The 14,235-nt window shown below is 50.8% G+C and carries 13 protein-coding genes and 1 riboswitch; of the genes, 11 read left to right on the plus strand and 2 right to left on the minus strand.

Features of this window, described 5'->3' with window-relative positions; translation table 11 throughout:
• Nucleotides 1–5: 5 nt before the first annotated feature.
• The 8 genes from ACKC9G_RS11880 (at nucleotide 6) to rpoS (ending at nucleotide 8,201) form a co-directional block, all read left to right on the plus strand.
• Nucleotides 6–1,631: a CTP synthase gene (locus ACKC9G_RS11880; RefSeq protein WP_411405587.1), complete on the plus strand. Its 1,626-nt coding sequence runs from the start codon at nucleotides 6–8 to the stop codon at nucleotides 1,629–1,631.
• A gap of 199 nt (nucleotides 1,632–1,830) precedes the next feature.
• A complete protein-coding gene (eno, locus tag ACKC9G_RS11885; RefSeq protein ID WP_411405589.1) occupies nucleotides 1,831–3,126 on the plus strand; it encodes a phosphopyruvate hydratase in 1,296 nt (431 codons plus the stop codon).
• A 107-nt stretch (nucleotides 3,127–3,233) separates the two neighbouring features.
• The gene (gene ftsB, locus ACKC9G_RS11890; RefSeq protein WP_411405615.1) at nucleotides 3,234–3,551 is read left to right on the plus strand and encodes a cell division protein FtsB; all 318 of its coding nucleotides are present in this window, start codon (nucleotides 3,234–3,236) and stop codon (nucleotides 3,549–3,551) included.
• Nucleotides 3,552–3,554: 3 nt separating this feature from the next.
• Nucleotides 3,555–4,628, plus strand: a complete 1,074-nt coding sequence (truD, locus tag ACKC9G_RS11895; protein WP_411405591.1) for a tRNA pseudouridine(13) synthase TruD — start codon at nucleotides 3,555–3,557, stop codon at nucleotides 4,626–4,628.
• A gap of 71 nt (nucleotides 4,629–4,699) precedes the next feature.
• Nucleotides 4,700–5,338 carry a protein-L-isoaspartate(D-aspartate) O-methyltransferase gene (locus tag ACKC9G_RS11900; protein WP_411405617.1) on the plus strand — a complete coding sequence of 213 codons (639 nt, stop codon included), beginning with the start codon at nucleotides 4,700–4,702 and terminating at the stop codon, nucleotides 5,336–5,338.
• 20 nt (nucleotides 5,339–5,358) lie between these two features.
• Complete coding sequence (locus tag ACKC9G_RS11905) at nucleotides 5,359–6,306, plus strand: DUF368 domain-containing protein (RefSeq protein ID WP_411405593.1); 948 nt, start codon at nucleotides 5,359–5,361, stop codon at nucleotides 6,304–6,306.
• 2 nt (nucleotides 6,307–6,308) lie between these two features.
• Nucleotides 6,309–7,130 (plus strand): peptidoglycan DD-metalloendopeptidase family protein, encoded by an 822-nt coding sequence (locus ACKC9G_RS11910; RefSeq protein ID WP_411405595.1) that lies wholly within the window; start codon nucleotides 6,309–6,311, stop codon nucleotides 7,128–7,130.
• 90 nt (nucleotides 7,131–7,220) lie between these two features.
• Nucleotides 7,221–8,201: an RNA polymerase sigma factor RpoS gene (gene rpoS / locus ACKC9G_RS11915; protein WP_411405597.1), complete on the plus strand. Its 981-nt coding sequence runs from the start codon at nucleotides 7,221–7,223 to the stop codon at nucleotides 8,199–8,201.
• Between the two features lie 52 nt (nucleotides 8,202–8,253).
• On the opposite strand, the gene ACKC9G_RS11920 is transcribed toward rpoS, so the two are convergent.
• Nucleotides 8,254–9,477, minus strand: a complete 1,224-nt coding sequence (locus ACKC9G_RS11920) for an MFS transporter (RefSeq protein WP_411405599.1) — start codon at nucleotides 9,475–9,477, stop codon at nucleotides 8,254–8,256.
• A 161-nt stretch (nucleotides 9,478–9,638) separates the two neighbouring features.
• Nucleotides 9,639–9,733, plus strand: a riboswitch (TPP riboswitch).
• Nucleotides 9,734–9,859: 126 nt separating this feature from the next.
• Here ACKC9G_RS11920 and thiD point away from each other — a divergent pair.
• Both thiD and thiC read left to right on the plus strand, forming a co-directional pair.
• The gene (gene thiD / locus ACKC9G_RS11925; protein ID WP_411405601.1) at nucleotides 9,860–10,717 is read left to right on the plus strand and encodes a bifunctional hydroxymethylpyrimidine kinase/phosphomethylpyrimidine kinase; all 858 of its coding nucleotides are present in this window, start codon (nucleotides 9,860–9,862) and stop codon (nucleotides 10,715–10,717) included.
• A gap of 2 nt (nucleotides 10,718–10,719) precedes the next feature.
• Nucleotides 10,720–12,591, plus strand: coding sequence for a phosphomethylpyrimidine synthase ThiC (thiC, locus tag ACKC9G_RS11930; RefSeq protein ID WP_411405603.1), 1,872 nt, complete (start codon nucleotides 10,720–10,722; stop codon nucleotides 12,589–12,591).
• A gap of 72 nt (nucleotides 12,592–12,663) precedes the next feature.
• On the opposite strand, the gene astA is transcribed toward thiC, so the two are convergent.
• Nucleotides 12,664–13,686: an arginine N-succinyltransferase gene (gene astA, locus ACKC9G_RS11935; RefSeq protein WP_411405605.1), complete on the minus strand. Its 1,023-nt coding sequence runs from the start codon at nucleotides 13,684–13,686 to the stop codon at nucleotides 12,664–12,666.
• Between the two features lie 220 nt (nucleotides 13,687–13,906).
• Here astA and ACKC9G_RS11940 point away from each other — a divergent pair, with 220 nt between their 5' ends.
• The gene (locus ACKC9G_RS11940; RefSeq protein ID WP_411405607.1) at nucleotides 13,907–14,098 is read left to right on the plus strand and encodes a CPXCG motif-containing cysteine-rich protein; all 192 of its coding nucleotides are present in this window, start codon (nucleotides 13,907–13,909) and stop codon (nucleotides 14,096–14,098) included.
• The last annotated feature ends 137 nt before the right edge of the window (nucleotides 14,099–14,235 follow it).

The following is a 14,235-nucleotide window of genomic DNA, read 5'->3' on the forward strand; positions in this document are numbered from 1 at the left end:
TTTCAATGACGCGCTATATTTTCGTCACGGGCGGCGTCGTGTCCTCATTGGGTAAAGGCATTGCCTCTGCCTCTTTGGCCGCGATTCTTGAAGCTCGAGGTCTCAAGGTGACCATGCTGAAACTGGATCCATACATCAACGTTGATCCAGGTACCATGAGCCCTTTCCAGCACGGAGAGGTCTTCGTCACTGATGATGGCGCAGAGACGGATCTTGACTTGGGTCACTACGAGCGATTCATTCGTACCCACATGACCCAGCGTAATAACTTCACCACTGGTCGTGTATATGAGCACGTGCTGCGTAAAGAGCGCCGTGGTGATTATCTGGGTGGGACTGTCCAGGTCATCCCGCATATTACTGATGAAATCAAGCGCCGTGTGATTGATGGTGCGGAAGGCTGTGATGTTGCACTGGTTGAGATCGGTGGAACTGTCGGTGATATCGAGTCGTTGCCTTTCCTTGAGGCTGTGCGTCAGCTTCGCGTAGAGCTGGGCGGTGAGCGAGCCTTGTTTATGCACCTGACTCTTGTGCCCTACATCGCTACAGCCGGTGAAACCAAAACCAAGCCAACCCAGCATTCGGTGAAAGAGCTGCGTTCTATCGGTATTCAGCCAGATATTCTGGTATGCCGTTCAGAGGTCAGCATTGAAGCGCCTGAGCGCCGTAAGATTGCGCTGTTCACTAACGTTGAAGAGCGTGCTGTTATCAGCCTGCCAGATGCCAAGAGCATCTACTCTATTCCACGTATGTTGAATGAGCAGAAGCTTGACCAGATCGTTGTGGATAAATTCCGACTGGAGTGTAGCGATGCCGACCTGCGTGAGTGGGACTGGGTTGTGGATCGTGAGCAGAATCCTGAGCATGCAATTACCATTGCAATGGTTGGTAAATACATGGAGCTGCTGGATGCCTACAAATCACTGATTGAGGCGATCAAACACGCAGGTCTGCATACCAACACCAAAGTAACTCTGCGCTACGTTGATTCCGAAGACATCGAGAAAGAAGGTGGTCTTGATCAGCTCAAAGATGTCTCTGCTATTCTGGTGCCCGGCGGCTTCGGGGAGCGTGGTGTTGAGGGCAAGATTAAAACGGCTCAATATGCACGCGAGAACAAGATTCCTTACCTGGGAATTTGTCTGGGTATGCAGGTCGCGGTAATTGAATACGCACGCCATGTTGCCAAGCTGGAAGGTGCGAACAGCACCGAGTTCAAGCAGGGTCTTGAGCATCCCGTTATTGCACTGATCACTGAGTGGACAACCAAAGAGGGCACGGTTGAAACCCGTTCCGAGAACTCCGATCTGGGTGGCACGATGCGTCTGGGTGCGCAGGAGTGTCGTCTGGAAGAAGGTACCCGCTCTTATCAGTGCTACGGTAGTGATGTTATTCGCGAACGTCACCGTCATCGTTTTGAATTTAACAACAACTATCTTGAATCACTTCAGCAGGCCGGTCTGGTAATCTCTGGCCGCTCGATGGATGGTAATCTGGTTGAGATTGTTGAAGTTAAGGATCATCCCTGGTTTGTCGGTTGTCAGTTCCATCCGGAATTCACCTCCACTCCTCGTGATGGTCATCCTTTGTTTACCGGTTTCGTTCAAGCTGCGGTAAACTTTTCTGCCTAAGGGAAATCCCTTGGACCGCTCAGAGGTCAGGTTGTTGAAAAGCGCCTGACCTGTCGTTAGACCATGGTACTGGCTCCGGAGGTATGTTGTCTTACCGGAGTGCTCTGGCCGCATCAGACTGGATCTTCGAACTGAGCCAGGTTCTTAAGAAAAACAAGAACCGGCGTTTCTAGCCACCTTACAGGGAGCAGACATTGGCATGACCCAAATCGTCGATATCAAAGCACGTGAAGTTCTCGATTCCCGCGGTAATCCGACTGTAGAAGCTGACGTTATTCTTAGCTGTGGTGCTGTCGGTTCCGCTTGCGCACCTTCCGGTGCTTCGACGGGTTCTCGCGAGGCCCTCGAACTTCGTGATGGTGATAAAAACCGTTATATGGGTAAGGGCGTTCTCAGTGCCGTTGCCAACATCAATGGTGTGATTCGTGATGCCCTTCTGGGGAAAGATGCTGCGGATCAGCGCGGTGTTGATCAGATCATGCTGGATCTGGATGGGACTGATAACAAGCAGGTGATGGGCGCTAACGCCATTCTGGCTGTTTCACTGGCTGCTGCCAAAGCTGCTGCTGCTTCGAAAAAGATCCCTCTTTACGCTCATATCGCCGAGGTTAATGGCACTCCAGGCCAGTTCTCAATGCCTGTTCCTATGATGAACATTCTGAACGGTGGTGAGCACGCAGATAACAACGTCGATATCCAGGAGTTCATGGTTCAGCCTGTAGGGGCTCCAAGCTTTGCGGAAGCGCTGCGTTATGGAGCTGAAATTTTCCATAACCTGAAAAAAGTGCTTTCTGAAAAAGGCATGAATACTGCTGTCGGTGATGAGGGTGGTTTTGCACCTAACCTGGGCTCTAATGAAGAAGCGCTGGTTGTCATTCAGGAAGCTGTTTCACGTGCCGGATATAAGCTTGGCACTGATGTCACACTGGCGCTGGATTGCGCGGCTTCTGAGTTCTACAAGAACGGTCAGTATGTCCTTTCTGGTGAAGACAAGTCATTCGACTCCGCTGGCTTTGCTGCTTACCTGGATGAGCTGAGTCAGAAATATCCTATCGTCTCTATCGAAGACGGTCTTGATGAATCGGATTGGGATGGTTGGGCTGTTCTGACCAAACTGGCAGGTGAACGTATCCAGCTTGTGGGCGATGACTTGTTCGTTACTAACACCCGCATTCTGAAGGAAGGAATTGAGAAGGGGATCGGTAACTCCATTCTGATTAAGTTTAACCAGATTGGTTCACTGTCTGAGACGCTTGATGCTATCAAGATGGCTAAGGCAGCTGGTTACACCGCCGTTATTTCTCACCGCTCCGGTGAAACTGAAGACACTACCATTGCTGATCTGGCCGTTGGTACTTCAGCAGGTCAGATTAAGACGGGTTCTCTGTGCCGTTCTGATCGTGTTGCCAAGTATAACCGCCTACTGCGTATTGAGCAGCAACTGGCAGGTCAGGCACCTTACCGTGGTCGAGTAGAGATCAAAGGTCAGGCCTGATAACAGGTATGATAGAAAAGGGGGCTTGGCCCCCTTTTTTGTTGGCCTTCGGCATTGAAACCATTAGCATAAGCGAAACCCTGAAGCACTCTGGGCAGAACCCTGTCATGCGTTATCTGATTCCCTTACTTCTTTTGCTGTGTGTCGGCCTGCAATATCGCCTTTGGTGGGGAGAAAGCAGCCTGCCTGATTTCTGGGCTCTGCAAGCATCAACTTCAAAGCAAGAAGCCTTGAATGAGCGTCTGGAGCGGCGTAATACTCGCCTCGAGGCGGAGGTTAAAGACCTCAAAAAAGGCATGGCGGCCATTGAAGAGCGTGCTCGTAGTGAGCTAGGCATGATACGCCAGGGTGAGACCTACTATCTTCTTCTGGATCAGAACGCATCCACTTCCTCTCCGGATAATAAATCTGCTGACAACGAGTAATTGATGAGTACTCCTTACGTCGAAGTTATGGATCAATGGTCCTATCTCTATTCTCCTCTTCCTTTGAAAGCCTCTCTTAAAACAACGCCTGAAGATTTCCTTGTTACTGAGTTGTTGGGGTTTGAGCCAAGCGGTGAGGGCGAGCATCTTTTTCTGCTAGTAGAGAAAGTGGGTCTTACAACGGATGAAGTTAGCCGTATTCTGGCCAAGTGGCTGGGTGTGGCCATGAAAGTGGTAAGTTATTCAGGTTTAAAAGATAAGCAGGCTCGAACTCAACAGTGGTTCAGCATACATTTGCCGGGTAAGGATTTGCCTGAGCTTCAAAACTTTGAAAATGATGCAGTGCGGGTACTGAAGGTTAATCGGCATACTAAGAAACTTCAGCGCGGTGCTCATCTGGCGAATGGCTTTAGTATTCAATTGCGTGATCTCGAAGGTGATACCGAAGGGGTTGCCGAACGAATTGAGGCTATTGCTCGCAGTGGCGTCCCTAATTATTTCGGCCCTCAGCGATTTGGTCATGATGGCTACAACCTGCACATGGCAGACCGCCTGTTCCAGGGCGAACTCACCCGCCTTTCAAACTATAAGCGCGGGCTCTTCATATCTGCTGCCCGAAGCTATCTTTTTAATAATGTGGTTAGCCAGCGTATTAAGCAGGGGTTTTGGGAGAGGGTTTTGAACGGAGACATTGTTCAGAATCTGGAAACGGGGAAAGAGTTTCTGGTGAGTCCTGATAACTTGGCTGATACGCAGTCAGACCGAGAGCTGAATAAGGTGTCTGCCACTGCTCCTATGCCCGGGGCGGGCCTCCGGGTTCGGGAGGAGTCTGCCTCCTTTGAAGAGAGTGTGCTTTCGCCTTCATCTGAATGGATTCAATCTCTGGGAAGGGAAGGGTTGAAGCATGACCGTCGTGCGTTAGTGCTACCAGTCAGTCATTTTACGTATGAATTCAATGAAGCCGGGCTCAGGTTGAACTTCACTTTGCCCAGCGGCAGCTATGCTACCTCTGTTATCCGCGAGATTTGCTCCATTCATTCGTGGCGGGGTTCCGACCTTAGTGACAATGTTGTATAAAATTCAGTAGCTTGCAATCAGGTGCTGAAATAGGAGCTGAGGTGGAAAATTTTCAGCTTGATGGAATTGGAATGACATCGCCACGAACTCGTGAGCGTATGGTTATCCGCCTTCAGGAGCAGGGGATTTATCACTCTCAAGTTCTCGACGTGCTTAATCGTCTTCCCAGGCATCTGTTTGTTGATGAAGCTTTAGCTCATCGAGCCTACGAAGATACGGCATTGCCCATTGGGTATCAGCAGACTCTCTCTCAACCGTATATTGTTGCGCGTATGACGGAACTTTTGCTGGAAAAATGTCCTCACCCACGAAAAGTCTTGGAAATTGGAACGGGTTCTGGCTATCAAACCGCAGTGCTAGCCGCCGTTTCAGATCATGTCTACTCCGTTGAGCGGATTCGCCCTCTGTCTGAAAAAACGCGGAAACGCTTCCAACAGCTTAAAATTTATAATGTTTTTCCTCGCTATGCTGACGGAACCCTTGGTTGGCGTGAGAAAGGACCTTATGACGCTATTGTTGTTACAGCAGCCTCTTCTTCTGTTCCTGAAGCTCTGAAATCCCAGCTCTGTTCCGGTGGTGTGCTGATTATTCCAGTTGGAAATCAGGAGTCTCAGGTACTTAAGCGGATTACAGCTGCCTATGGCCAGTATCAGGAAGAGGATATTGAGCCTGCTCGCTTTGTGCCCTTGTTAGAAGGTCGTATTCGCTAATCGTTAATGGATAATTCCCTATGGATCGTTTCTGGCTCTTTTTGAAGGGCATGGCTATGGGCGCTGCCGATGTGGTGCCTGGTGTTTCGGGAGGCACAATCGCCTTTATTTCCGGCATTTACGATGAACTCCTGCAAACGATTAAAAACATGCATCCGAGACTGATTGGTGTGTGCTTTCAAAACGGATTCCGAGCCTTCTGGAAAGAGGGGAACTTTGGTTTTCTTCTGACGCTTGTTGCAGGCATCCTCACCAGTGTTATTACGTTAGCGCGCGGTATCAGTTGGCTGCTTGAGAATCAGCCTCTAATGATCTGGGCCTTTTTCTTTGGGCTGGTTGCCATGTCCTGCTGGTTGATCGGCAGAGAAGTAAGAGAGCGTAGTTTGGCGACGAGTGGCATGCTGATCATTGGCGCTTTGCTGGGTTGGCAATTGACCCAGGGTTTCTCATTTTCGTTAGAGCCAACGGCGCTAAACTTCTTCATTGGCGGGGCTATCGCGATCTGCGCGATGATCCTTCCAGGCATTTCTGGAAGTTTTTTATTACTCATTCTGGGGCTTTACCAGCCTGTTCTCGATGCTGTCAAACAAGGGCATGTAAGCTTTTTACTGTTATTTATGGTGGGCTGTGCTTCCGGGTTATTGGGTTTTTCGCGATTTCTACACTGGAGTCTTCACCACCACCGTAATCTTACTCTCTCCATTCTTACTGGATTTATGCTGGGCTCCCTCGGGAAAGTCTGGCCATGGAAAGTCACCCGTGTCTATCGTATGGATAGTCATGGCGATTCCGTTCCACTGCTTCAGGATAGTGTGCTTCCGCATACCTTCGAGGCTGTGACAGGCCAGTCATCCCAGCTGACTCTGCTCCTGGGTTTGATAGCTCTGGGCGCTGTGGCGGTATGGCTGCTCTCTCGTTTGGCCAAGAATAATGAGCCTATGCAAGCTATTGCAATGGAGGGTAAGTAATTATGCCTTTCAGGGCTCGCGCGAAAGCGCTTGGCTCCGGGTTGATGGTTTCTGCAGTACTGGCGCTCAGTGCCTGCTCAACCAATAGCTATTATGCGCCGGTCGATGATGTGTCCAGACATGGGTTAACTCCTGCTCAGGTGGGCTATCACATCGTCAGTCCGGGTGAGACGCTTTATTCGATTGCCTATCGTTACGGGCAGGATTATCAGTCACTGGCTGCTCGCAATAGTTTGTCAGCTCCTTTCGCAATCTATCCCGGGCAGGCGCTGAAGCTTTCGGGGAGCGCTGACCCCGGAGTGGTGCAGACTGCACCGAAAGTGAGCGTGGCTCAGGTATCCACGCCGGCGCCGACAGTAAAAAGACCAAAGTCGGTATCGACAACGGCCTCTTCTCAAGGCAAAGTAAAAACAACCTCATCGGTCAAGAAACCAACTGTTCCTTCAGGAGGCGCGTTGACTTGGGGTTGGCCCTCAAGCGGTAAGGTAACAGGAAGTTATTCACCAAACCGTAATGTAAGTAAGGGTATAAATATTGCAGGAAATGTGGGGAGTCCTGTTACTGCAGCAGCAGACGGAGTGGTGGTCTATGCAGGTAACGGACTGCGAGGGTACGTTAACCTCATCATTATTAATCACAATCAGGAGTTCCTGAGTGCGTATGCAAACAACCGGCGTATCCTTGTGAAGGAACAGCAGAAGGTGAATCGCGGGGATGTTATTGCAGAGATGGGCCAGTCTGGCGACAAAGATGGAATGCTGTATTTTGAGATCAGACAGGATGGGCAACCAGTGAATCCATTGAGCTTTTTGCCTAAGCGCTAATGTGACTATTTTTTTGAACAGCTGTTAGTCTTTGACGCGTCTCTCCTGAACTCAGGGGCCCCATAATAAAAACTCCAAAGGTGGCAGCAGATGGTTGAGAAAGATTCCGACCTGGATCTCATGGATGTCCAGGAGTTAGAGCTGGAAGCAATGTCAGACTCTACTGACAACGATGAGGAAGAGGGCTACTCAGGTCTTGGCCTTCCTCCTGAACTCAGTACTTCCCGTGCCAGCAAAAAACAGCTGGATGCAACCCAACTTTATCTGAACGAAATCGGCTTCGCGCCTTTGCTGACCGCAGAGCAGGAAGTGTATTTCTCACGCAAATCACTCCGTGGTTGTGAAGCGTCTCGCAAGCGAATGATTGAAAGTAATCTGCGTTTGGTGGTGAAGATTGCCCGCCGTTATCTTAATCGTGGGCTTACGCTGCTTGATCTGATTGAAGAGGGTAACCTCGGCCTGATTCGCGCGGTCGAGAAGTTTGACCCTGAGCGCGGCTTCCGTTTTTCAACTTACGCTACGTGGTGGATTCGCCAGACGATCGAGCGAGCCATCATGAATCAAACGCGGACAATTCGCTTGCCGATCCATGTCGTTAAAGAGCTGAACATCTATCTGCGAACTGCCCGTGAGCTGGCACACAAGCTTGATCATGAGCCAACGGCAGAAGAGATTGCCAGTCACCTCGATAAGCCCGTCGAAGATGTTGAGCGGATGCTTGGCTGGAATGAGAAAGTTACTTCAGTAGACTCGGCAATGGCTCCGGATTCTGATAAGCCACTTCTTGAAACCTTGGCTGACCACGAAGCGGCTGATCCAGAGTCCTGGTTGCAACAAACAGACTTGCATGGCTCTATCGATGATTGGCTGGCCTTATTGCCTGATAAGCAGAGTGAAGTACTGGCCCGCCGCTTTGGTCTTCGAGGCTACGAGATGAGTACCCTTGAAGAGGTTGGGCGTGAGATTGGCCTGACTCGTGAACGTGTTCGCCAGATCCAGGTAGAAGCTCTGCGTCGGCTTCGTGAAATCGTCGAGCGACAGGGTTTGCATGGCGATGATATTTTCACCTGATCAGTTCAAATAACAAAAAAACCAGCATTACGCTGGTTTTTTTGCATCTGCTTCATGCAGGTCTCACACAATGCCCCGGGTTTTCATCCGAAGGCCGATCATTGACGGGCAAGTGAATAACCATCGCCAGTAAACCCAGGCCGATGGAAATCATCCACATCACATCAAAGCTACCGGTTAACTCCATGAGTTCTCCTCCAAGCCAAGCGCCAAAGAAGGCGCCAATCTGGTGAGAGAGCATGACGACACCGAAAAGAGTGGCAAGATAAGTGGGGCCGAAAATCTGGCCTAAAGCGCCTGACGTTAAGGGGACAGTGGAGAGCCAGAGAAAGCCGATAGCAGCGGCAAAACACAGTACGGTAACCGGTGTTTTTGGCGCCACCCAGAAGATGGCCAGTACCAGCGCGCGCAGCCCGTACAGTCCTGAGAGCATCCACTTGGGGCGATACTTGCCGCCCAGATACCCGGAGGTCAGTGAACCGAAGATATTAAACAGGCCAATTAATGCCAATCCGGTCGCAGACACGTTGCTGGGTAAGCCGCACAGACTGACATACGTAGGTAGGTGGGTTGCAATAAACGCCACATGAAAACCACAGACAAAAAAGCCGATATTTAATAACCAGAAGCTGGGATGCTGTCCTGCCTGTTCCAGCGCCTTCCTGATTCCAATGGAAGGTTGACCTGTTGATGGTACTTTGTGTGCCGGTTCGCTCTGTAAAAAATAGGCGCTTGGGATCATCACTAGTGCCAGAAGACCCACAATGATAAGAGTGCTTTGCCAGCCAAATTGGTGATTAAGCGAGTTCATAATGGGTGCCATCAAAAACTGACCGACTGAGCCGCCGGCGGATGCCAGACCCAGAGCACGCGAGCGTTGATTGGGTGGGAAGGCCTTGCCGACAACTGCCAGCACCAGAGGGAAAGTGGTCGCGCCGGCGCCTAGTCCCAGTATCAACCCTAATTCGAGGTGTAGCTGCCAGACTTGTGTTATCCAGGCGGCGAGTATCAGACCTAGTGCATAGAGTACCGCCCCCAAGGCCAGAACTCGTGCCGAGCCGTATCGATCGGCAAGTATTCCGGCAATAGGTGATGTCAAACCCCAGATCAGGTTCTGAATCGCAAAGGCCAGACCCATAGTGCCTAGATTGAGCGTCGGCATAACTAGCATGTCCGGAATTAGCAGGCTCAGTGTTTGTCGAATACCTAAGTTCAGGGCGAGGACGATGCTACCTGCCAGTAAAATAAGCCAAGGCAGACGGTTTTTGGTATGCATTCAGCGGGCTCCACTGTCGTTAAACAGAATCCTGAGGAGAAAGGGTTTGGCTAAGCTGTCTGACATTATGGCAGAGCTTGAGTGACCTGCGCTTGAATCCTGTTGCAGGCCTCTCTACACTGTCGGCAGTTTTTCACGTGTCTTAGACTTTTACTGAGCGCGTTTACTTGTCGGGGTGCCGCCCTTGAGCGGCTGAGATAATACCCGTGAACCTGATCCAGTTCGTACTGGCGTAGGAAACAAGCAATAAGTACTTGCCTGTTGTGGTCGGTGCTTCACTTCCTTGACCTATCTGTGCGCTGGCTATTTCTGCGCACTCTTCCTTCGCAGTTGTAGTCACCGCCGACCGGCGTGAACCGGGTCTATTTGAGGCCTGTGTATCATGAATATTGGTCCTGCGGTGCTTTCCCGCTCGACACCCCCTGTTGCTCTGACCATTGCCGGTTCTGATAGCGGTGGCTGTGCTGGCATTCAGGCCGATCTCAAAACCTTCTCTGCTTTGGGGGTTTTCGGGGCCAGTGCGATTACCGCGATTACTGCCCAGAACACTCAGGGAGTGACCGCTGTTCAAACCTTGGAGCCGGTCATCGTTGCTCAGCAAATTCAAGCTGTGCAGGATGACTTTACCCTTGCCGCCTGTAAGACCGGCATGCTGGCCAGCGCAGAAATTATCGACGCTGTTGCTCAGCAGCTAAAGCGCTCTCCGGCTCCTTTGATCATTGATCCGGTCATGATCTCAACGTCAGGGCATCGTTTGATCAGTGAAGAGGCGATTGATGCTGTCATCAATCTATTGTTCCCCCTCGCTTTGCTCATTACCCCTAATCTTCATGAAGCCTCAGTTATGACAGGACTGCCTGTCCCCGAGACGGCGGATGACATGTTGCCACTGGCAGAGGCGCTATTAACGTTGGGTGCCAAGGCTGTTCTTCTTAAAGGCGGTCACCTGCAGCAAGGTATGCCTGCAACAGATTGGTTGGTTACCAGCGACTACCATCATCAATTTACCCTGGCACGTGTTGAAACTCGCAACACCCATGGAACGGGATGCTCATTATCTGCGGCAATCACAGCAGGGCTGGCACAGCAGTTTTCTCTGCTTGAGTCCGTCGGCCGTGCCAAAGATTGGCTACATCAGGCGCTGACCTCTGCTGCTTCCTGGCAATTGGGGCAGGGTGCAGGTCCCGTTAATCATTTTCATCAATGGTGGGGTGCCCACCACAACCCCCTAGAGGTGTAACTGTGTTAGAACATCATCTTAGTCAGCGAGCCAAGGTCGATGAAGCGGCCGTTCAGCCCTTTCCCGCATCTCGCAAAGTCTATGTCCAAGGTAGCCGTGACGATATTCAGGTTCCCATGCGGGAAATTACCCTGACGCCAACGGTTACTCAGCAAGGTACAGAAGAGAATCCTGCACTGCGTGTTTATGATACGTCCGGCCCCTATACGGATCCCAACGCGGATATCGATGTGCGTAAAGGCCTGGTAGATGTGCGCGGGCGCTGGATTTCAGAGCGTGGTGATACCGAAATTCTGACCAGTCTTACTTCCGAATATGGGCGTCGTCGAGCCAATGACCCTAGTCTTGATGCACTTCGCTTTGAACTTAAGCACACGCCGCGTCGGGCTAAAACCGGGCAAAACGTCACTCAGCTACATTACGCACGCAAAGGCATCATCACGCCTGAAATGGAATACGTGGCGATCCGTGAAAACATGAAGCTGCAGCTGGCCAAAGAGAATGCGCTGCTGCAACAACAGGCGCCGGGTTTCTCCTGGGGCGCGAGCATTCCCGATCAGATTACCGCCGAATTTGTCCGCGATGAGATTGCCCGTGGTCGTGCTGTGCTGCCAGCCAACATCAACCACCCTGAGCTTGAGCCGATGATTATTGGCCGTAACTTCCTGGTGAAGATTAACGGCAATATCGGTAACTCAGCGGTGACCTCTTCGATTGAAGAGGAAGTAGAGAAAATGACCTGGGGCATCCGTTGGGGTGCTGACACCATCATGGACCTGTCGACCGGCAAGCATATCCATGAAACCCGCGAATGGATTCTGCGCAATAGCCCCGTGCCGATTGGCACTGTACCTATTTATCAGGCCCTTGAGAAAGTGGGCGGCATTGCCGAGGAGCTGAACTGGGAGCTGTTCCGTGACACCCTGATCGAACAGGCAGAGCAGGGCGTTGACTACTTCACCATCCACGCCGGCGTACTGCTGCGTTATGTGCCCATGACCGCCAAGCGTATGACGGGCATCGTTTCTCGTGGTGGCTCCATCATGGCCAAATGGTGTCTGGCGCATCATCAGGAGAATTTCCTCTATACCCACTTCGAGGAAATCTGCGAAATCATGAAAGCCTATGATGTGTCCTTCTCGCTGGGAGATGGCCTGCGTCCTGGCTCAGTCTACGATGCCAACGATGAAGCTCAGTTTGCTGAGCTGCAAACACTGGGTGAGTTGACCAAGATCGCCTGGAAGCATGATGTGCAAACCATCATCGAAGGCCCTGGTCATGTGCCCATGCACAAAATTCAGGAAAACATGACTGAGCAGTTGAAACATTGTGATGAGGCACCTTTCTATACTTTGGGTCCGCTGACTACCGATGTGGCACCAGGTTATGACCACATCACCTCCGGCATCGGCGCTGCAATGATCGGCTGGTACGGTTGCGCCATGCTTTGCTATGTCACACCGAAAGAGCACTTGGGTTTGCCGGATAAGGATGATGTGAAGACTGGCATCATCACCTACAAGATTGCCGCCCATGCGGCGGACCTTGCTAAAGGGCATCCGGGCGCGCAGATTCGCGACAATGCACTCTCAAAAGCACGCTTTGAATTCCGCTGGGAAGACCAGTTCAATCTGGCTCTAGACCCAGATACTGCACGGGCCTTCCATGATGCGACTCTACCTAAAGAGTCTGCCAAAGTGGCGCACTTCTGCTCCATGTGCGGACCTAAGTTCTGCTCAATGAAGATCTCTCAGGAAGTCCGGGAGCTGGATGAGGCTCAGGTAAAAGAGCTGCAGGCTGTCGCTTCTCAGGGTATGGAGAGTAAAGCCTCTGAGTTTAAGCAACAGGGCGCTGAAATTTATCAGGCGGTTTAACCTGACCGCTTCAATATAAACAAAGGGCGCATTCGCGCCCTTTTTGTTATCTGCTTCTTTTATTTCATTGGGCTATAACACTGGCCTGCCAAATAAAGCAGCGGTTCTCAGTGTATCGCCGGTTTTTACCTGTAAGGCTTCTGCTGTACTAGCGTCTATCTGCATGATCCCATGTCCAAGCACATCAGCCTGTGTCATGCAGCAGCGAAAATCTGTAAGTGATAGAGTGGAAAGCAATGAGAGCTCGCCTCGCCCCGAGGTGTTACCTACCTGAATCTTCACATAGCGGCTTTCTCGAACCGCTCTAATATCCTGAACTCGGGATTCTAAAGTCGGGCCTGCATCAAAAATATCGACGTAATTGTTGTAACGAAAGCCCTCACTCTCCAATAAGCGTCGTGCGGGAGTCGTCTGCTCGTGAGTTTGTCCGATAACTTTTTGGGCTTCTTCCGGGAGAAGATGGACATAAATAGTGTGCTTCGGCATCAGCTCAGCGATAAACCCCTTGTCTTTGCTGGAAAGACGATCAGCTTGAGCAAAGTCCATGGTAAAGAAGTTGCGACCAAGTCCCTCCCAAAAAGGAGAAACGCCGTTCTCACTAAAACCGCGCATTTCAGCAATCACGGAGTGATAAAAGCGGGTAGGGTGCTCTGCCATAAACAGGAAACGGGATTTGGACAACAAATGTCCGTTTTTATCTTTGCGGTAGTCTGGGTCGAGAAAGAGCGTACAGAGTTCTGAATGCCCAGTGTGATTGTTATTCAGTGTGAGTGTTTCATGGCGAGTGTAAACATTGAGCTCGCGAGAGGCATGAACCTGAACGCCCACATGGTAGGTGTACCAAGGATCATGCAGTCCCACAGCCGCCTCTATGCCACAGATGCCGATAACCTTTTGGGTTTCTGTATCTTCCATGACAAATAGATAGCTTGCTTCTTGTTTGTCATGCGGTTGGAAAGCGCGAGCAGCAGCTTCCAGTTTGGCACTAATCAGACTTTCATCATCCTGTAATGAGGTGAATCCGGGGCCAGTTTTGGCCGCAAGCGAATGCAGTGCTTCTCGATCCGTATCACGAACCGGGCGAACAACCATCATGTGATGAACTCCTGAATGCGTTGGAAACACTTATTATGCCTCTTGCCCAGCGATTCACCCAGTGATGGACTGTTCTGAGTGCGACAAGAAGTTCTGCGCTTCAGAGGATTTGCTACGTATTGATACCTACTGCAAATGAGCTTTGCGGCATTCCTTATTACTCTAGTAAGTATTGTCGCGACAGCTGCGACTCTATATATCTGTCACGGAGGATTAACGCATGGAGCCAGTGCAAACTTTGAGTGAGCTATGCCCCTATTGTGGTGAAAGTATTGAACTCATCGTAGATGCGACCGAGTCTGAGCAGGAGTATGTTGAAGACTGCTCAGTCTGCTGCTCTCCGATGGTAGTAAATGTGACCGTTGATGCAGATGAGGTGGTCTATATCGAACTACGGCAGGAAAATGGCTGAGCCAAGCCTCCTAGAAGAAATATAATGGACGGATGCGATTTACCCCTTGACGGACTCATCCAAAGGTCTATAATGCGCCCCCACTGAACGACGCGGCGCACCGCCAAGTCGGGAAAAACAAGAGTAAAATCAAGCAA

The organism is Pokkaliibacter sp. CJK22405, from assembly GCF_046614695.1.
GTDB lineage: Bacteria > Pseudomonadota > Gammaproteobacteria > Pseudomonadales > Balneatricaceae > Pokkaliibacter.